This window comes from Paraburkholderia sp. USG1, from assembly GCF_031570135.1.
Taxonomy (GTDB): domain Bacteria; phylum Pseudomonadota; class Gammaproteobacteria; order Burkholderiales; family Burkholderiaceae; genus Paraburkholderia; species Paraburkholderia dioscoreae.
In genome coordinates, this window is record NZ_JAMWXW010000003.1 from 99,892 (window position 1) to 119,492 (window position 19,601).

The following is a 19,601-nucleotide window of genomic DNA, read 5'->3' on the forward strand; positions in this document are numbered from 1 at the left end:
TCTATGCGCAACCGGATGGGGAAGGACAACATCGAACGCTCGAATCACGAGCGCAGTGGGACCGGATTGCAAGGGCGCCGCAATGGACACCGCAACTCGCAACGGTTGATGCGCGGCCTCGCATGCTGGCTCGCGTTGCAGACGGCGTTGGCTGCGCCGCTGGCCTCGGCGGCCGAAGTCGTGGCAGCGGTCAGCGGCGCCGGTGCGGCGGGCGCCGCCCAGAGCGCGGCACCCGCCCAGGTGGCGACGGGCGTGGGCAGCGTGCCCGCGCCGAGCCCGGCCGTGCCCTACGACCCGAACGCGATCGCGCAGCCGCAACTGGCAACGCCGACGCCGGCGCTCGCCGCGTCGTCGGTGAAAGCGTTGGGCATCAGGACGCCGACCACCGCCGAGCCGGGCACGCTGGTGCCGGGCGGCCGCCGTCAGACGCTGACCTTCGCCGACCTCGGCGCGCTCGACCCGCTGCAATTGCGCGGCACCGACGGCCAGAACGGCGTGGCCTTCTCCGTGCGCGGCGACGAAGTGGTGACGGGCGCGGTCCTGCATCTGGTGTACAGCTACTCGCCCGCGCTGCTTTCGAATATCTCGCAGCTCAAGGTGCTGGTGAACGGCGAAGTCGCCGCCACCCTACCCGTGCCGCACGAACAGGCCGGCATGCTGGTAGCGCGCGACGTCTCGATCGATCCGCGCTTCATCACCGAGTTCAACCATCTGAACGTGCAGTTGATCGGCCATTACACGACGAGTTGCGAAGACCCGGCGAACTCCACGCTGTGGGCCACCGTCAGCAATGCCAGTTCGCTCGATCTGACTTATGCGTCGCTCGCCAGCAAGCCGGATCTGGCGGCGTTGCCGCAGCCGTTCTTCGACCGCCGCGACGTGCGCCGTCTCGAGTTGCCGTTCGTGTTCCCGCAAAAGCCGGGCAACGGCACGCTCGAAGCGGGCGGCATCGTGGCGTCGTGGTTCGGCGCGCTCGCCGGTTATCGCGGCGCGGTGTTTCCGGCGCAACTGGACAATGCGCCGCTGTCGGGCAATGCCGTCGTGTTCGCCACTTCGGATCAACGCCCGGCCGGCGTCAACATTCCGGCGATCTCCGGGCCGACCATCGCGGTGGTCGATCGCGACGCGCCGGCGCGCGGCAAGCTGCTGCTCGTGCTCGGGCGCACCGAGGCGGAACTGAAAACCGCCGCGAAGTCGCTCGGCATCGGCCAGAACACCCTGACGGGCCAGAGCGCGACGATCACGCAGCTGAACGAACTCGCGCCGCGCGAGCCTTACGACGCACCGAACTGGCTGCCCACCAACCGCCCGGTACGTTTCGGCGAGCTCGCCGATCCGCGCGATCTGACCATGTCCGGTTACGACGCCGACGCTGTGCACGTGAATCTGCGCGTGCCGCCCGATCTGTTCATGTGGCACACCAAGGGCGCGCCGATCGATCTGCGCTACCGCTACACGGTGCGTCCGCTGCGCGACCGTTCTTCGCTCAACGTGAGCGTGAACAACGGCTTCGTGCAGGCGCTGCCGATTCCGGCCGAGTCCGCCTCGGTGTTCGAGCTGAGCCATTATTTCGGCCAGGTGTTGCCGGACAGGACGGCCGAAGCGCGCCGCACCATCCATATTCCGCCGCTGCTGCTGACGCCGCGCACCCAGGTGCGCCTGCACTTCTACTACGACATTCCGAACACCGGCGAATGTCATGGACGTCTGCTCGACAACGTGGTCGGCGCGATCGATCCGAACTCGACTATCGACCTCTCGTCGTTCCCGCACTATATGGCGTTGCCCGATCTGGCCGCGTTCGCCAATAGCGGCTTCCCGTTCACACGCATGGCGGACCTCTCCGAGACCGCCGTGATCCTGCCGAACGACGCCGATTCGAGCGACTACAGCCTGTATCTGCTGACGATGGGCCGCATGGGCACCTCCACCGGCTATCCGGTGACGGGCGTGACGCTCGGCACCGCCGACGACGCCGACAAGTTCGCCGACAAGGACCTGCTGATTTTCGGCGCGCCGGGCAAGCAACCGCTGCTGCAGCGCTGGGCCAAGTCGATGCCGTTCTCCAGCGACGGCGATTCGCGCACCTTCCAGCTCTCCGACATCGTCTTCAAGCTCGAAGACTGGTGGCATGGCGAACGCGGCGTCGAGCGCACGCCCGCACGCGCCGATCTCACGCTGGTGAGTTCGAACGGCGACGCGCTGCTGACCGGTTTCGAGTCGCCGCTGCACAAGAACCGCAGCGCCGTCGCGCTGGTGAGCGCGGCGGGCCAGTCGGACGCCGACCTGTCCGCCGCGCTCCTCGACGCGGACGTGCTGCCGCGGATTCAAGGCGCGATGGCCGTGATCCACGGCCGCACCGTGACCATCACCTCGAACGGCGATGCGTATTACGTCGGCCACCTGTCGCCGCAGGAGTATCTGCGCTGGGCGCTGTCGTCGCATCCGCTGCTGTTGATGCTGGGCGGCGTGCTCGCCGCGCTGATCATCGCGGGGCTGTTCTACCGGACGCTGCGCTCGATCGCCGCGCGCCGCCTGAAGGACTGACAGGACTGATATGCGGGTTCGAATCAACAAGACAATCGGCGTGGCGCTGACGCTCGGGCTGGCGGCGACGGCGAGTTTCGGCAATATGGTCAAAGTGGCGCAGACTACCGCTGCGCCCGGCGCCTGCGGCGACTGGAGCGGCTACCGCGCGTTCGTCGAACGCTTCGTGCAGGCCGACGGCCGCGTGATCGACTACTCCACGCCGACGCAGCAAACCACCTCCGAAGGCCAGTCGTACGCGCTCTTCTTCGCGCTGGTCGCGAACGACCGCGCGACCTTCGACCGGCTGCTCGGCTGGACCCGCACCAATCTCGCGGGCAATCAGTTCGACGCGCAGAATATGCGGCTGCCGTCGTGGCAATGGGGCAGAAAAGCAGACGGCTCATACGGCGTGCTCGATCCGAATTCCGCGTCCGACTCCGACCTGTGGATCGCCTACGATCTGCTGCAAGCGGGCCGCCTGTGGCACGAAGCGGGTTATACGCAACTGGGCGAAGCGCTGGCCGCGCAGATCGCGCGGCAGGAAATGACCACGTTGCCGGGCGTCGGGCCGATGCTGCTGCCCGGACCGCAAGGCTTCAAAAACGGCGGCGTGACGCGCCTTAATCCGAGCTATCTGCCGCTGCCGGTATTGCGCGCGCTCGCACACGAGATGCCGAACGGTCCGTGGGGCAAGCTCGCCGACAGCGCCTACAGGCTGATCAGGACCACCGCGCCGCAAGGCTTCGCGCCGGACTGGGCAGCCTGGCAAAACGGCCAGTTCGTGGTCGATCCGAAAAACGGCGACACCGGCAGCTACGACGCGATCCGCGTCTATCTGTGGGCCGGTCTCGCCTCGCCCGCCGATCCGCTCGCCAAACCGTGGCTCGCGGCGCTCGGCGGCATGCGCGCGCGCGTCGCGCAAACCGGCATTCCGCCCGAGAAGGTTTCTGCGACCACCGGCGCGGCCAGCGGCGAAGGACCGCTCAGCTACTGGGGCGCGCTCGCGCCGTACTTCAAGGCGCTCGGCGACGAGCACGGCCTCGGCCTCGCGCGCACGCATCTGGCCGCGCTCGACGCCGCCGTGCCGGGCCGCGAACCGGTTTACTACGATCGTGTGCTGGGCTTGTTCGGCACGGGTTTTATCGACGGCCGCTATCGTTTCGACGAAGCCGGACGTCTCGTGCCGAGCTGGAGAAACGCATGCGATTGAGCGCCCTCGCGTTGTCATTGCGCCTCGCGCTGAGTCTCACGGCCGTCTGTTGCGTGGCGACGGCTTCGCCCGATGCGTTGGCGCAGGCGTCGAAAGATCCGCTGAACGTGCTGATCGATCAGGGCAAGTACTGGCAATCGCATCAGCGCGGCGACCTCGCCGAGCAGGCGTGGCAGAAAGTGCTGCGGATCGATCTCAAACAACCGGATGCGCTCTTCGGCATGGGCATGGTGCTCGCCGACCGGAAAGACGGCGCAGGCGCGCAGCAATATCTGGCTCGCCTGAAGGCGGTCGCGCCGAACTATCCGAATCTGGATGAACTCGGCCGGCGCCTCGGCGAATCGAGCCTGCGCGACCAGAGCGTGAACGACGCGCGGCGGCTCGCGCAAAGCGGCCAGAGCGCGAGCGCCGTGCAGGAATATCAGCGTGCGTTGAACGGCAAACCGGCCACGCCCGAATTGCAGCTCGAATACTACCAGGCGCTCTCCGCCACGCCGCAGGGCTGGGACCAGGCGCGCCGCGGCCTCGAACAGCTCGCGCGCGACAACCCCGACGACCCGCGTTACGCCCTCGCCTACGCGCAGCATCTGACCTATCGCGACGTGACGCGCCGCGACGGCATTGCGCGGCTGCAAAAACTCGCGGGTGACAGCACGGTGGGCGCGTCGGCGAAAAAGAGCTGGCGTCAGGCGCTCTTGTGGCTGGACGCGCGACCCTCCGACGCCGCGCTCTATCAGGCCTATCTGCAAACCGCGACGGACGACGCCGCGGTCAAGGCGCGCTTCGATTCGATGGTGCAGCAGGACAGCACGGCCCGCACTCGCGCGCAGGAAAACGCCGCGGTCGACGCGCGCGGCCGCACCATCGCCGACGGCTTCGCCGCGCTCGATCGCAACGACGTGGCAACGGCGCGCGCGAAGTTTTCCTCCGTGCTGGCCACCAGCCCGAACGACGCCGACGCGCTCGGCGGCATGGGCATCGCCGCATTGAAGCAGGAGCGTTTCGCCGAAGCCCGCAACGATCTGGAGCGCGCGTCGCGCAACGGCAATCCGGCGCGCTGGAAAACCGCGCTCGACAGCGCGACCTACTGGACCTATACGAGCGACGCGATCGGCGCGCGCAGCAACGGCGAGTTCGCGAAGGCGAAGTCGCTGTTCGAGCGCGCGATCGCGCTGAATCCGTCCGACGTCACCGCCCAGGTCCTGCTCGGCGAAATGCTGCTCGCCAACGGCGACCCGGTCGGCGCCGAGCAGGCGTACCGCATGGCGCTGCGCCGTCAGGCCGACAATCCCGACGCGGTGCGCGGCCTGGTCGGCGCGCTCGCCGCGCAAGGCCGCGGCGACGAGGCGCTGCAGTTCGCCAATCAGCTGAATGCCGAACAACAGTCGAAGGCCGGCGGCATCAACCGTCTGCGTGGCGAAGCACAGGCGGCGCAGGCGCGCGCGGCCGAAGCGCGCGGCGATCTCGGCAGTGCGCGCAGCCTCTTCGAAGACGCGCTGCTGAACACGCCCGACGACCCGTGGCTGCGTCTCGACCTCGCGCGCATCTACGTGCGCCAGGGCGCGGTCGCCAACGCGCGCAGCATGATGGACGGCCTGCTCGCCGCGCATCCCGACATGACCGACGCGCTGTACGCGAGCGCGTTGCTGTCGGCGGAAACGCAGGACTGGTCGACGGGTCTCGCGCAACTGGACCGCATTCCGGTCGCGCAGCGCACCGACGCGATGACCACTTTGCAGCACCGCTTGTGGGTGCATCAGCAAGCCGATCTCGCCACGCGGATGGCGCGCACCGGCCAGACGCAACAGGCGCTCGCCACGCTGCACGCGGCGGAGCCGGTTGCGGGCAACAGTCCCGAACTGATCGGCGTGATCGCCGCCGCTTACCAGCAGGCCGGCGACCCGAACCGCGCGCTAGGACTCGTGCGCGCCGCCATGAACGCGGCGCCCGGCAACACCGATCTGCTGCTGCAATACGCGGGCATTCTGTCGGCCACCCAGCAGGAAGCCGAACTCGGCATGGTGATGCGCCGGCTCGCGTCGATGCAATTGACGCCGCAGCAACGCACCGACTTCGGCAATTTGAATCTCGGCATCGTCATCAAGCAATGCGACGCGGTGCGTCAGCGCGGCGACCTCGCCGGCGCCTACGACGTGATCGCGCCGTGGCTCGCGGCCATGCCCGACAATCCCGATCTGCAAGCGGCGCTTGGCCGGCTCTATTCGACCGCCGGCGACGATCGCAACGCGGTGACCAGCTATCGCGTCGCGCTGCAACGCAAGCCCGACGATCTAAACCTGCTGCAGGCGACGATTTCCGCCGCGGCCGGCGCGAAACAGTTCAGCTACGCCGAGTCGCTCGCCACGCAGGCCTTGAACGCGGCCCCCGGCGATCCCGGCGTGCTCGCCACGGTCGGCCGCATGTATCGCGCGGAGGGTAAACTGTCGCTCGCGTCGACTTATCTGCAACGTTCGCTCGTGGCCGCCAACACGCCGCTGATGGCCAACGCCCCGCGCAACCCGGCGAGCAACGTGCCGCGCGGCTGGGAAGTGGCGATGCGCCGGATCGGCGCGACACCGCTGCCGGGCACCAATCCTTTCGAGGGCAAGACCGCCACGGTCACGCCGACCGACGCCGACAACGCCGCGCTTGCGGGCGGCAGCTACAATGCCGCGCGCGCCTCGCTTCCGTATTCGCAGTCTTCCTTGCCGACACAGACCGTGCCGAACTATCCGCCGCCTACGCAACCCGCGCCTTACGTCGCGCCTTATACGGCGCCCGCGCAGCCTTACGCGCCGAACCGCGCGCCCGCCGCCCTTCCGTATAACGCGCCGCGTCAGGGCGCCGACTCGGGCGGCTATGGTCAGGAAGCCTACGGATCGAGCCAGTCGGGCGCGCCGTTGCAGCCCTATCCCGGCCAGGGCCAGCCGTCGATGCAACCGCAGGCGCAGATGCCGCCGATGCAGCAGGCTCCGCAATACAACCCGGCTTATCCGCAGCAGGCGCCTTATCCGCAAGCGCAAGCACCCTATCCGCAGCAGGCGCAATACGGTGCGCCGGATGGCTATGCCGCCACGCCCTGGCCGATGTCGCCGGCCGCGCGCGAAGCGCAAGCCAACGCCGGCTCGATGCAACAGCAGCCTTATGGCGCACCTGGCGCGAGCACGAAACGTCCGGCCGGCAAGAAGCAAAGCGCGTCGAAGAACAGTCGCAACGCGCCCGCCTATGCGCAGGCGCCGTATGGGCAGCAGCAAGGCTATCCGCAGCAACAGCAGGCTTACTACGGCCAGCCGGCGTATGCGCAGCAGCAACAGCAGGGCTACCCGCAGCAACCTTATCAACCGTATCCGCCGCAGCAGCAGGGCTACGCGAATCAAGGCTCGTATCCGGGCTATTACGCACAACAGCAGCCGTACATTCCGCAGCCGCCCACCGGTTATGCGCAACCGTACTATCCGGCGCAACCGGGCGCGAACGGCGGCGGCAACGGCAACACGTATGCGCCCTCGAACGTGGCAAGCGCGCAAACGCTCGGCGTCGCCGAAGAACTGGCGCAGGTCAATCGCGAGCAGTCGAGCTCGATCTCCGGCGGCATCGTATTCCGTAACCGCAGCGGCGAGGACGGCCTGTCCAACCTCACGGATATCGAAGCGCCGATCCAGGGGCGCATCAGGGCGGGCAACGGCCACGTCGTCGTCACGGCAACACCTGTCACGCTAGATGCCGGCAGCGCCGCCGGCAACGTCTCCACGCTCGCGCGCTTCGGCTCCGGCCTGTCGAACAGCACGTCGGAAACCGCGGCTATCGCGGGCAACAACACCTATGGCAGCCAGACGGCGAGCGGCGTGGGTCTCTCAGTCGGCTATGAAGGTCGCCAGCTCAGCGGCGATATCGGCGTGACGCCGATCGGTTTCCGCGAGACCAACATCGTGGGCGGCGCGCAGTACAACGGCGGCATCACCGACAAGGTGTCGTATTCGCTCGCCATTGCACGGCGCGCGGTCACCGACAGTTTGTTGTCCTACGCCGGCGCGCGCGATGCCGGTTCCGGTCTCGAATGGGGCGGCGTCACCTCGAACGGCGGTCTCGGCAGCCTCGCATGGGACGACGGCACGAGCGGCCTGTATGTGAACGCGGCGTTCCAGTATTTCGACGGCACCAACGTGCCGAGCAATACCGCCGTCAAGGGCGGCGGCGGGGTCTATACGCGCCTGCTGAAAGACGCCGACCAGACCCTCACTGTCGGCGTGAATACCACGCTGATGCGCTACGACAAGAACCTGTCGTACTTCACGTATGGCCAGGGCGGCTATTTCAGCCCGCAACAATACGTGATCCTGAACTTGCCGGTCGAATGGACCGGCCGCAACGGCGCGTTCACGTACGACGTGAAAGGCTCGATCGGCGTGCAGCACTACCGCCAGGATTCGTCGAACTACTTCCCGCTCAACGACGGTTCCAACCGACAGAGTTCGGCGGCGGCGAATGCGGGTTTCGTCGGCACCGGAGTCGATGGCGGCGCGGTGTATCCGGGCCAGAGCAAAACCGGCGTGTCGTATTCGCTCAGCGCGGTGGGCGAATATCAACTGGCGCCGCAACTGGCGTTCGGAGCGACTGCTTCGCTCGGCAATGCTTATGAATATCGCGAGTGGCTCGCGGCGGTTTATGTGAGGTACAGCTTCAGCAAGCAGACGGGCTTGCAGCCGTTCCCGCCCGCGCTGCTCACTTCGCCTTATCTGTCGTTGTCGAACTGACGTTCGGGTGCGGGGCACCGGCGGCGCCCCGGCTCAGGTTGCCGCCGCCGGCAGAAGCACAACGCGTCAGCCGCTATCGCGCCCGGTCGCGTATCGCCGGCAATGTTCCAGATAGCCGGCGGCGTGGCTGCTCACCAGTTCCACGATGCCTTTCCATAGCCACCCTGGCGCGTCGAGGGTCTTCGAACGGTTTCTGCGCAGTTCGGTGAGCCAGGCCTTGCGCTCGGCGCTATCCATTTGCCGCGCATGCGCCCGGCCGACCACCATCGCCAGGAAGCGCGCCGCCTTGGTGGCTTCGTCGCGGGTCAGTTGCTCGATTGTCAGCTTCATGTCCTGCGGCAGCAGTTCGCGAATCACGACGGCGCGATCCGCGAGCCGCGCCGCCCGCATCCGCTCGCCGAGCGACGGCGACAGATGCCGCGCGCCCTCCACCACCCGTTCGGCGTTATCGCGCGGCATCCGCACGCCGGCATAGCGCGGCGCGGCGGCCTGGACGGCTTCCTTGATATCCATCAGGCACAGGTCATCGCCTTCCGCCGTGGCGCCGTCGATGTCGAGCAGCACCGCATAGCGCAACCTGCCGAGCGAACTGCATCCTTTCACCCAGTAAGCGGCGTCGAGCACTTCCACGTCGGCCTCGTCGCCGACGCCGCGCAGCACCGTGGCGAGCCGCGCCAGCGAGCCCTTCTCGAACAGCGATTCGATCTCGCGCCGCTCGCTCTTCGCCAGCGGCCAGAAGCGCGGACCGAGCGGAATGCTCGGCTCGAGATCCTCGATACGCTCCTCGGCCAGATGACGCCACGACCGGCGCACCGCTTCCTTCATGACCACCCGCACCGCCTCGGGTTTTTCCGCGCGGATGTCGGCGTTGCCCGCCGCTTCGTCGAAGGCGAGTTCGTAGCCGTCCGCCAGCGCTTCCATCATGCTGACGGTCGTCACGCCCGGCAGGTCCGACCCGCGCGCGGCTGTCGCCAGCGACAGACCGAGGCGAATCAGGTCATGGGCCGGATTGCCGATCACGGTCTGATCGAGATCGCGAATCTGGATCTCGACGCGCCCTTGCGCATCGGCCACGGGTCCGAGATTGCCGGTATGGCAATCACCGCAGATCCAGATGGCCGGCCCTTCCGGTAACGCATGGCCCTCAATGCCTTCCAGCCATTCGTAGAATTTGCTGGTATTGCCGCGCACATAGGCATGCGCCGAGCGCGCCATTCTCGCATTGCGGCGCGTAACCAGAAGCGCCTGGCGCGCGTCCGGTTTGGGCAGCTTGTTTCGTGTAAGGTTTTTCTTCGCCATTGTGTGGTCCGCGTTGATCGACGTTCGAATTGTGCGTGGTGCCGAGCCCCACGATGCGCCCGGTGGCGCACGCGAACAAGCGGTATGAGCAGGATTCGGGCCTGTGGTGATCTGACACCGGGCCGGCGTTGTGACCTACAATTGTCGCTGTCCTGAGCGGGCGACGCGGGCCTGCGTTGCCGGACATTGACCGGCATAACCGAAGCGGCGTCCTGGCCCGCCGACGCGACACCTTCCACCCGAGTTCGCCGATGAACATTCGATGCGGCACCGCAGGCTGGACCGACAGGACGCTGGTTGCCTGCAAGCGCTTTTATCCGCGCGGCAGCAGCAGCGCCGAAGCACGTCTGCACTTTTACGCGTCGCAGTTCCCGCTGGTCGAAGTCGATTCGGCTTACTACGCGATGCCTTCGGCGAGCAATGCGCAGTTGTGGTCCGAACGCACGCCCGAGGGCTTCACGTTCAACTCACGCGATACGGTAGGCTTGATGGCATGATTCAAAGCAACCGGTACGCCAGCCGCGCGGCCGCTCTCGCGGTGCGCCTGTCCTGATCGAACATCGGGTTGTACTCCGCGATATCCGCCACGCGCAGCTTGCCCGAAGCCCGCACGCGCAGCGCCATCGCTTCGATCACCGATAGCGGTACGCCCAGCGCAGCGGGCGCCGACACACCCGGCGCCGTGGCGGCCGGCAACACGTCGAGATCGATCGTCAGATAGACGTCGTCCGCCGCGTCCAGCAACTTCTGAAGCTCACTCAGACGCTGCGGCAGTTGCGTTTCCTGCATATCGACGTCGAACACGTAGTGCACGCCGAGTCGCTCCGCATGGGCGAACAGCGAGGCTGTATTGCTGAGATCGCTGATGCCGAAGCACGCATAATTGAACGGCACCCCTCGTTCCGCACAGTCAAGCGCGATCTGATCGAACGGCGTGCCGGAATTCGCGGGCCGCTTCTGACGCAAATCGAAGTGAGCGTCGAAGTTGATGATCAGCAGCTTGCGCGATATGAGCAGTGTGGCTTCACTCTCGGCTTCACGCTGCTGGTGCAGCCGCAAACCGCTATATGTGCCCCACGCGACCTCATGGCCGCCGCCCAACACCAACGGGCGTCCGCCACTCGCCAGCACCTCACTGACCACGTCGGCCAGTTCCGCCTGCGCGGCTTCGAGGTCGCCGTCGTCGCACACCACGTCGCCGGCGTCGGCCAGTGCCGCCATTGCCGTTTTGGCCGGCAAGCCCGCCAGCACGCGGCGCAATTCCATCGGTGCATGCGCCGCGCCGATCCGGCCTTGATTGCGGCGCACGCCTTCATCGGAGCTGAAACCCACGATCACCGGCGCATCGTGCTGCACCCGCACCGCGCTACCGAACGGCGTCACCTGATTGAAAACACGCCGCGTGTCGCCGGCCTCGCCGTCGTCGGAACGACCTGCCCACGCCTTGTCATTGAATGGGACTCTCATGCGCGTGACAACACCGCCTGCAGGAATGCGCGTGTGCGCGGCTGTGATGGCGCAGAGAAAATCTCTGCGGGCGGCCCCGCTTCGACGATCACACCGCCGTCCATCACTACCACGACATCGGCGACTTCCTTCGCGAAGCCCATTTCGTGTGTGACGACCACCATCGTCATGCCTTCGCTCGCGAGCAGTTTCATCACTTGCAGCACTTCGCCGACCAGTTCGGGATCGAGGGCGGATGTGGGCTCATCGAACAGCATCACCCGCGGCTGCATCGCTAGCGCGCGAGCAATCGCAACCCGTTGCTTCTGACCGCCCGACAGGCTCGCCGGCATCACAAGCGCCTTGTGTGCGAGTCCGACTTTCTCCAGCAACGCGATCGCAGCCGCTTCGGCCTGCGCCTTGCTGGCGCCACGCAACATGCGCGGCCCCACGGTGATGTTATGCAGCACCGACAGGTGCGGAAATAGATTGAACGACTGAAACACCATGCCGACTTCGGTGCGCAGCGCATTCAGCGGACGCTCTTTGAGCATCTCGCCCTCGTCGACTAGTCGATGCCCACAAATGTCGATCGTGCCGCCTTCTGCCTGTTCGAGTCCATTACAGCAACGTAGAAATGTACTCTTGCCCGAGCCGCTCGGCCCGATCACCACCACGACCTGCTGCGGCTGGATATCAAAATCGATGCCGTTGAGCACGGTATGCGAGCCGAACGATTTGGTCAGCCCGCGAATGCTGACGATAGGCTCACTGACTTTGGCCACGGTATTCATTGCACCATTCCTCCAGCACGCAAACGACGTTCGACGCGATGCAGCGCGTAATTGGTCGCTTGCGTCAACACGAGATACACCAGCGCGATAGCGAGATACACTTCGAGCGAACGATACGACACGCTGATGATCTTCTGGCCTTCATGCATCAGATCGTCGATTGTCAGCAGCGACACCAGCGCCGAGTTCTTGATCAGCGCGATGAATTCGTTGCCGAGCGGCGGGATCATCCGCACGATGGCCTGCGGAAGAATGATCGCGCGCATCGCCTGCCCCGACGACATGCCGATCGAACGCGCCGCTTCCATCTGCCCGCGATCGACTGACTGAATCGCGCCGCGCACGATCTCCGATACATAAGCCGCCGAATACAGACCGAGCCCGAGCATGCCGCACACAAACGCCGGTAGCAGAATGCCGAATTGCGGGAGGCCGAAGAACAGCAGGAAGAGTTGCACCAGCAACGGCGTGCCGCGGAAGAACGTCAGGTACGCGGTGCAGAAGCCGTACACCATGCGCCGCTTCGGCGTCAGCCGGCCGATGCCGATCAACAGGCCAAGCACGCAACTGAGCGCGAGCGAGGCGGCGGTCACTTCGACCGTCACCAACGTGCCTCGCATGATGTCTGGCCATCCGGCAATCACCGGCGAGAAATCAAGTTCCATTTCGTTTGCCCGGCCGTTTATTGCGCACTCGCGCCGAACCACTTCTTGACGATCGCCGCATACGTGCCGTCAGCCTTGATCCTGGCGAGCGCGGTGTTGAAAGCTGCCTTCAACTGCGGCTCGTCTTTGCGCACCGCGATGCCGTAGGCTTCGGTTGTCAGCGTTTTGTCGAGTACGCGGAAGCCGGTGCGCGTTTTCGCAACCTGATACGCAGCCGGCTTACCCGTCACGGCAGCGTCGGCACGGCCGACGCCCACCAGATCGAACATTTCCTGGTTCTTCTCGACCTCGACGCGATTGATCTGCGGGAAGTTATCGCGCAGGAAGTTCACCGACTTCGTGCCCACCTGGACCGAGACTTTCTTGCCGTTCAGATCGACCACCGTCTTGATCGGCGAATCGCTTTTGACCAGCACGGCAAGCCCGCCCGCGTAGTACGAATCGGTGAAGTCGACTACTTTCGCGCGTTCGTCGGTAATGTAGATGGCAGAGATCGCAGCGTCGAAACGATGCGCGATCAGACCTGGAATCAGCCCTTTGAAGTCAATGTCGGTCCATTGCACGCGTTTGCCCATCGCTTTCGCGAGCGCATTCATGAGGTCGACGTCGAAGCCGGTGCGCGCGCCGTTCTCGGTGTACTCCATCGGCGGGAAAGTGGCGTCGGTGGCGACGTTCAGCACATCCGGCGTTTGTGCTGACGCCGCGCCGGAAAATCCGCCAAACGTCACGGCGAACGTGACACATGCAAGGGACAACAGTCGTTGCAGCTTCATGGGGTAGGCTCCTTGTGGTTCTATCAAGTCATGCGGTTGATTCGGGAACCGAATTGAAGGATGAAATTGAAAAGCTTCGTCCCGCTAATCGGTTTGCATATGCTCGGAAATGGCGCGGGCCGTACGTAGCGTCCCGTCGATGAATTGGCTTTCTCGTCCGATGGCGCGCGTTGATGGCGCCATCAACGTGATCGACGCGCTGCTGCCGGCGCCGCGTCCACTGTGATGAAAGATCGGGGCGCTGACGCCCCACACGCCCGGGTCGACTTCGCTGTCGCTAACGGCATAGCCTTGGGCTCGAATCTGTTGAAGTTCTGCTTCAATCGCGGCACGGCCGGCGGGGTCATTGTCGAACAGGCCGTCGAGCACTTCGACGCGTGCCCTGTCTGCCATGAATGCCAATAGGGATTTCGCGGAGGCGCCCGCCTTGAGCGGGACGGCGCGGCCTTTCTCGAACGAGCAGCGCAACGAATGCTGGCTGTCGACCATCTCGAGGCACATCACCTGGTGCCTGACCGCGACCACGAGGCCAATGCTTTCCTGCGACGCGCGCGCGAGCTGCTGCATCTCACTGCGGCTCGCTTCGACGAGCAGCGAATTCACATCGAAGCCAAGCGCGAGTTGCAAGCTGATCGGACCAGGCGCGTAATACCCGGCATTTTCGGCGACGAAACCCCAACGCTTGAGCAGCGCAATCTGCCGGTACAGCGTGCTTTGCGCAAGCCCGGTCACGGCTAGCAGATCTTTGACTGACATCGCCTTGCCATGACTGGCGAGCGCGGCCAGCACCAGCAACACCCGTTCGGCCCCTGTCACTCCCTGTTCCACGTTCACGATCACGCCACCCAAGATCCAAACAGAACTCAGAATGCCAGATCATTCTCGAATTTCAAAAATACAATTCCCATTCAGCGGGAATCATAAGGGAGGGATTTCCCGGGGAAGGGACATCGGTGGCATGGATAGTCGTGGTACTGGATTGCTCCATGCGTTGAAAAGGAAACGATATTCAGATATGGACCGGGGCATTGCCCGAATTTTTTCGACTGAAGTAACTATCAGGCGCGCTCAAGTGTCCGGCTGTCGCGAACGGCCGAGGTGGCCGAGGACTTCCCGGGGAGGCATCGTTAGGAGCGGCAGTTGCACCGTTGCTGCCTGCCCTACAGCAGGGTGATGGGTCGGGGCAGCAGTGGGTCGGCTACGGTCCGACGCGAGTCGACTTCTGGTGGATAATCTGAGCAGTCAGTATCGGACTGTGTTCGGCCACGATCGGTCATTGGACAGCCTGTCCGAGATTGGTGACAATCAGGCGGTCTTTAAACCAATCGAAGTGTCTATGACCATTCAGCGTCCTGTGGCTCTTGTCACTGGTTCAACTTCCGGCATCGGCGCTGCCATCGCTCGGCGGCTCTCAAGTGACGGATTCGCTGTTGTCTTGCATTCGCGTAGTTCGGCGGAAACAGGGCAAGCGATGGCCCGTGAACTCGGTTCCGCAATCTACGTACAGGCCGATTTAGCCGAAGACACGGACAGAGTGCGACTTATCCGCGAAGCTGTTGCGGCTTGGGGGCGACTCGACGTGCTCATCAACAATGCCGGGATCAGCCGTGTTATCCCCCATGCGAATCTGGCCGCAGCTACACCAGCTATTTGGCAAGAGCTGCACGAGGTCAACGTAATCGCCCCGTTTCGTTTGATAGCTGAAGCGGAACCAGCCTTACGTGAAGCAGCTCGGCGAGGCCGCCCTGGTAGCGTGATCAACATCAGTTCCCATGCAGGTGTTCGGCCTAAGGGCGCGTCAATTCCGTACTCGGCCGCTAAGGCTGCCCTCAACCACATGACCCGTTTGCTGGCACTATCCCTTGGACCCGATATTCGAGTAAATGGTGTTGCTCCCGGATTGGTGGACACGCCATTGACCGCAGACTGGACGCAAGCGCGAGATCTGTGGAAAACACGGGCCCCAATGCGCCGCTCAGCGAGTCCCGAAGATATTGCTCAAGCCGTCGCGATGCTGGTCGCTTCGGACTACCTGACCGGAGAAATTCTGCTATCGGACGGCGGGTTGAATCTCACATAGCAAGCGCGAGATGAGCGACCGGCTGCTTTGGGGGGAATGGGAAGGGCCGCTCAGGGTGGCGGATTCAACCGGTCGTCGGTGTATAGATTAACTGCCTGGAAGATCGTATGGCAACCTAACGCGCTGAGCTTGACGAAGATTCTCGGCAATGATGCGCGGGCAACATTGCATGCCGCAAATCCGGCCTGATAATTGACTTCATCCCCGCTTCGGGTTTGCGACGGCGAACCGCGCATCTTTGCATTAATATCGCAGGCATAATGCGGAAAAAAGAAATGCGGGGGACTTATGCCAAAACAGATACGCGCACTTTACTGGGCAGCCTGGCGCTTCACATTCCTCCTGATGCTGATCGACAGCATATGGGCGGCCCGTATCGGCTTTCGACTCGCCCGCGGCGGCGTCATGCTGACCATCGCGCTCACTTGCGGCCTGGTCGCGATCAGCGGCGTGCTTTGGATACTCTCACGCATACCGTACAAAGACGTTAGCCGATCGATCTTCTATCGGAACGTGCTCGACGTGTTCCTGTGGATCACCGTTCTGGCCACGTTCAGCAAGGTCTGTATCGTGTTTCAGTACCTGTGCGTGGCGACGAATTTCCCGCTGGCAACCCATGCATTCATCGCCGCCGACGCCGCGCTCGGATTCCACTGGTCCGATACCTACCGGTGGGTTCTGGCGCACCCGTGGCTGCACCAGGCACTCGGCTGGGCCTATGCGTCCGGCGCCTGTCAGCTGTTCGTCGTGCCGGTCATTCTCGCGATCACCCGCAATACGCAGGACTATGCGGAGTTCGTCGTGCAGTTCATGGTGTCGGCTACGCTGGTGATATTGATTTCCGTGCCTTTCCCGGCTGAAAGCGCATTCGTGCATTTCGGCATTCACGATCCCGGCACGGCCTCGACCGTGTCTGACTTCGCCCTTTTCAGAACCGGCCAGGCGCGAGAACTGAATCTGTTATTCGTGCAGGGACTGGTTTCTTTTCCATCGCTGCATACGATTCTTGCGCTCTGCTTCGCGTATGCATTGCGTCACGCCGGTTATGTTTTTCCCATCGCGATTGCGTTGAACGCTTTCATGATCGTTTCGACGCTCACGCAGGGCGGCCATTATCTTGCCGACGTGTTGTCGGGACTGGTCGCCGGCGCGCTGGTGATCTGCCTGGTTCGCCGGTTCGCTTTCCAGGCGGCCAGTCCTGTTGCCGAGCGGATTCCTTCGGCGCTGACCTCGTAAGGAACGCTTGCTCCGCCTGCTGGCTGCGCGGCGAGATCGAGACTGCAGTGCTTGCCGCAACCGTCGGCATCGCGCTTTTTATCCTGCTGCCGGTAATGCGGTTTATATTGATGTCAGGCGTGTTCCTGCATCAACGAGACTACCGGTTCGGCGCGATCGCCGCACTCCTGCCGGCGATCGTAGCGCCCGGCCTGGTGGTCGGCGCGGCCTGAAATGCGCGGAACGCACGTGCCCTGGTATGATGCCCATCGAGCGTCTTCAGCGGAGTCCGTTCACCGTCGCCGCTCACGCTGCTTTTCCTATCGTCACGAGACCCATCATGCCCGCCCAACACGACAAAGTCCCCGCTGCCAGCACCACGCCGGGAAAGGCCCAGCGCAAGGCGATGCCCATTGCGGCACGCAATCTTCTGATGGTGGCCATCGGCGCCCTGGTCTTCGCGATCGTGGCGACCGTTGTGCTGTACGGTCCGCTCACCTATGGCGACCAGATTCCGAACTTCGGCATCATCCTCATGCTGACGGTGCCAGTGATCGCAGGTGTCGCGTTCCGGGTCGGGCTGGACGCCTGGCTGGATCGGAAATGAAGGAACGGCGCGCGGCGGCGGCGAGACCGTGTAAGCCTTTTGACGGCCCGACGCCCCGCAGATTGCATTAGCCGAACCCTGCATGGCACGCCGCCCTCCTCTAACGCATCGAGCCACTGAGCGGCAACACCACCCACACCTCCAGCCCGCCACCCTCGCGCGCATGAAACTGCAGGCTGCCGCCGTGCAGCCGCGCGATCCGCTCGACGATCGCCAGCCCCAAGCCGGTGCCGCCGCTATGCGAGCGCGCATTGCGGCCGCGCTGGAACGGCGCCTTCAGTTGCTCCAGCTCCTGCGCCGAAAGGCCTTTGCCGCGATCGCCGACCGCGACGATCACCGAATCAGCAGTCGCCCAGCTTCGCACCGCCAGTCCCGTGCCGCCGTACACGATCGCGTTCTGCATCAGGTTCATCAGAAGCCGCATCATGCTGATCGGCCGGTAAGACACGGCCGGCAAGTTCGCGAGAGAGAGCTCGAACCCGTGCCCGAGCCCCGCGAAATCGCCCGCGAGCCGTTCGATCAGCGCATTCAGATCGCCCGGCTCCCGCTGCTCGCGCTCGCCGCTGCCGGCGTAATCCATGAACTGCTGCAGGATCGTTTCGATCTGATCCAGATAGGACTCGGCGGCCACCACAAAGCTGCTGTCGCTGCCGTTCGGCATTGCCATCGCCATTGACAGCCGCAGTTTGGTGAGCGGCGTGCGGATGTCGTGCGAGATGCCGGCCAGCATCAATGCACGCGACGCCTCGGCCTGCTGTAACGCTTGTGTCATCTGATTGAAGGCGCCGCTCACGGCGGCGATTTCGGTGGGACCGTCGGTCGGCAGTGGCGCGGGCATTTCTCCGGCGCTCACGCGGCGCGCCGCTCGCGTCAACTCCTGAAGCGGCTGGTTCAGGTGGCGCTGGATCAGATAGCCGGTCAACGCCGCCAATGCGCCCAGTCCGAGAGAGAGCAGGATTGCGGCGTCGAGTCCGCTGCCCTGCGCGTCCTCGGGAACCGGCAGCGCGATCCAGTACGGTGCGTTTGGTGCATCGGCCGGCGCGTGCATCCGGATCCACAGGCGCTGGCCGTCCACGGTTTGCCATAGTGCCGGCATATCGGCCGGCAGATGCGCGCGCAGGCTGTCGAGAAACATGCTGCGCTGGTAGAGGCGATAGCCGCGCATGAAAGTCCGCGGCGGCGCCTCGAAGGCTTCGGCCGGAACCTGCGCGCGCGCGTCGAGGCGCGCCGTCAATTCGCTGCGAGCTTTGGGCGGCGTAGCTGCCAGCAGGTTGTCGAGCGTGCTCACATAAGTGGCGAAGACGGCTGCGGCGCGCTCCACGCGAGGCCGCTGCACATAGTGCAGCAGCACACCGAGCACGCACATCTGGCTTAGCATCACGAGCGCGATCAGCAGCGCGATATTGCGCGCCAGCAGTGTTCTCGGCAGCGCTCTTTGCAGCAGCGAGCGCGTCATGAGTCGACGTCCGCGGCCAGCATGTAGCCCACGCCCCACACGGTTTTGATGAAGCGCGGTTTGGACGGATCGTCCTCGATTATCTGTCTGAGCCGCAGCACCTGCACGTCGATACTGCGATCGAGCGCATCGTGATCGCGGCCCCGCGCGCGCGCCAGCAGATTGTCGCGGCTCACCGGCCGGTTCGGCGAAGACGCGAGCGCGATCAGCAGCAACATCTGCGCCGAGTGAATGTCCAGCAACTCCCCAGCGCGCGAAAGCTGCTGCTTGCCGACATCCAGCGAGAAATCGCCGAAGCGCACGCTTTGCGAGGTCACCGTAACGTCGCCCGAAGCCATCTTCTGGCGGCGCAGCAGCGCGTTGATGCGCGCCACCAGTTCGCGCGGCAGGAACGGTTTGGCGAGATAGTCGTCGGCGCCGGTTTCGAGGCCTACCACCTTGTCGAGCGGATCGCCCTTCGCGGTCAGCATCAGGATCGGCAAGGTCTGGCCCTGCTCGCGCAGGCGGGCGCAAATGGCGAGGCCGTCCTCTTCGCCGATCATCAGATCGAGCACCAGCAGATCGAAAGGCTCGCGTTCCAGATAGCGGTCGAGACGCTTGCCGTCCTCGGCGACTCTCACGTCGAAACCGTGACCACGCAGGAAACGCTGCAGCATGTTGCGCAATTCGACTTCGTCGTCGAGCACGATGATTTTCGCGGGACGGTCCATGCGAAAGCTCCTTGAAACAGCGTTTGGTTCGGCAGGACGGCTCGCGCGCGAGCGGCACACGCC

At 64.6% G+C, this 19,601-nt stretch carries 15 protein-coding genes and 1 pseudogene; 8 read left to right on the forward strand and 8 right to left on the reverse strand.

Annotated features, from left to right (window positions below; translation table 11 throughout):
- The first annotated feature begins 3 nt into the window (after positions 1-3).
- The 3 genes from bcsB to NE850_RS05125 are packed head-to-tail and all read left to right on the forward strand — an operon-like array spanning position 4 to position 8,493.
- The gene (gene bcsB / locus NE850_RS05115; protein ID WP_007176747.1) at positions 4-2,547 is read left to right on the forward strand and encodes a cellulose biosynthesis cyclic di-GMP-binding regulatory protein BcsB; all 2,544 of its coding nucleotides are present in this window, start codon (positions 4-6) and stop codon (positions 2,545-2,547) included.
- A gap of 10 nt (positions 2,548-2,557) precedes the next feature.
- A complete protein-coding gene (gene bcsZ / locus NE850_RS05120; RefSeq protein WP_007176746.1) occupies positions 2,558-3,739 on the forward strand; it encodes a cellulose synthase complex periplasmic endoglucanase BcsZ in 1,182 nt (393 codons plus the stop codon).
- A complete protein-coding gene (locus NE850_RS05125) occupies positions 3,730-8,493 on the forward strand; it encodes a cellulose synthase subunit BcsC-related outer membrane protein (protein WP_310698501.1) in 4,764 nt (1,587 codons plus the stop codon). The genes bcsZ and NE850_RS05125 overlap by 10 nt, the downstream gene beginning before the upstream one ends.
- Positions 8,494-8,559: 66 nt before the next feature.
- Here NE850_RS05125 and NE850_RS05130 read toward each other — a convergent pair whose 3' ends face one another.
- On the reverse strand, positions 8,560-9,792 hold the full coding sequence (locus NE850_RS05130) for a DUF2252 domain-containing protein (protein ID WP_007176744.1): 1,233 nt from the start codon (positions 9,790-9,792) through the stop codon (positions 8,560-8,562).
- Positions 9,793-10,043: 251 nt separating this feature from the next.
- On the opposite strand from NE850_RS05130, the pseudogene NE850_RS05135 reads away from it, so the two are divergent.
- Positions 10,044-10,259 (forward strand): annotated as a pseudogene (locus NE850_RS05135) (DUF72 domain-containing protein); the annotation flags it as partial.
- Between the two features lie 31 nt (positions 10,260-10,290).
- Here the strand turns inward: NE850_RS05135 and hutG are convergent.
- From hutG to NE850_RS05160, 5 genes are all read right to left on the reverse strand, one after another.
- Complete coding sequence (gene hutG, locus NE850_RS05140) at positions 10,291-11,259, reverse strand: formimidoylglutamase (RefSeq protein ID WP_007176742.1); 969 nt, start codon at positions 11,257-11,259, stop codon at positions 10,291-10,293.
- Positions 11,256-12,032 (reverse strand): amino acid ABC transporter ATP-binding protein, encoded by a 777-nt coding sequence (locus NE850_RS05145; RefSeq protein WP_310698502.1) that lies wholly within the window; start codon positions 12,030-12,032, stop codon positions 11,256-11,258. The genes hutG and NE850_RS05145 overlap by 4 nt, the downstream gene beginning before the upstream one ends.
- The gene (locus NE850_RS05150) at positions 12,029-12,697 is read right to left on the reverse strand and encodes an amino acid ABC transporter permease (protein ID WP_007176740.1); all 669 of its coding nucleotides are present in this window, start codon (positions 12,695-12,697) and stop codon (positions 12,029-12,031) included. The genes NE850_RS05145 and NE850_RS05150 overlap by 4 nt, the downstream gene beginning before the upstream one ends.
- Positions 12,698-12,714: 17 nt before the next feature.
- Positions 12,715-13,470, reverse strand: a complete 756-nt coding sequence (locus NE850_RS05155) for a transporter substrate-binding domain-containing protein (protein ID WP_310698503.1) — start codon at positions 13,468-13,470, stop codon at positions 12,715-12,717.
- A gap of 84 nt (positions 13,471-13,554) precedes the next feature.
- A complete protein-coding gene (locus NE850_RS05160) occupies positions 13,555-14,304 on the reverse strand; it encodes an IclR family transcriptional regulator (protein ID WP_165188107.1) in 750 nt (249 codons plus the stop codon).
- Between the two features lie 502 nt (positions 14,305-14,806).
- Between NE850_RS05160 and NE850_RS05165 the strand changes: the two genes are divergently transcribed.
- The 4 genes from NE850_RS05165 to NE850_RS05180 all read left to right on the forward strand — a co-directional run bounded on the left by NE850_RS05165 (position 14,807) and on the right by NE850_RS05180 (position 17,372).
- Positions 14,807-15,550, forward strand: a complete 744-nt coding sequence (locus tag NE850_RS05165) for an SDR family oxidoreductase (RefSeq protein ID WP_310698545.1) — start codon at positions 14,807-14,809, stop codon at positions 15,548-15,550.
- A 288-nt stretch (positions 15,551-15,838) separates the two neighbouring features.
- Positions 15,839-16,786: a phosphatase PAP2 family protein gene (locus NE850_RS05170; RefSeq protein WP_007176736.1), complete on the forward strand. Its 948-nt coding sequence runs from the start codon at positions 15,839-15,841 to the stop codon at positions 16,784-16,786.
- 47 nt (positions 16,787-16,833) lie between these two features.
- The gene (locus NE850_RS05175; RefSeq protein ID WP_157187691.1) at positions 16,834-16,998 is read left to right on the forward strand and encodes a hypothetical protein; all 165 of its coding nucleotides are present in this window, start codon (positions 16,834-16,836) and stop codon (positions 16,996-16,998) included.
- A 107-nt stretch (positions 16,999-17,105) separates the two neighbouring features.
- Positions 17,106-17,372 (forward strand): hypothetical protein, encoded by a 267-nt coding sequence (locus NE850_RS05180; protein ID WP_165188105.1) that lies wholly within the window; start codon positions 17,106-17,108, stop codon positions 17,370-17,372.
- Between the two features lie 100 nt (positions 17,373-17,472).
- Here the strand turns inward: NE850_RS05180 and NE850_RS05185 are convergent, their stop codons facing one another.
- A complete protein-coding gene (locus tag NE850_RS05185) occupies positions 17,473-18,828 on the reverse strand; it encodes an ATP-binding protein (protein WP_007176734.1) in 1,356 nt (451 codons plus the stop codon).
- Positions 18,825-19,538, reverse strand: coding sequence for a response regulator (locus NE850_RS05190; RefSeq protein ID WP_007176733.1), 714 nt, complete (start codon positions 19,536-19,538; stop codon positions 18,825-18,827). The genes NE850_RS05185 and NE850_RS05190 overlap by 4 nt, the downstream gene beginning before the upstream one ends.
- Positions 19,539-19,601 lie beyond the last annotated feature (63 nt).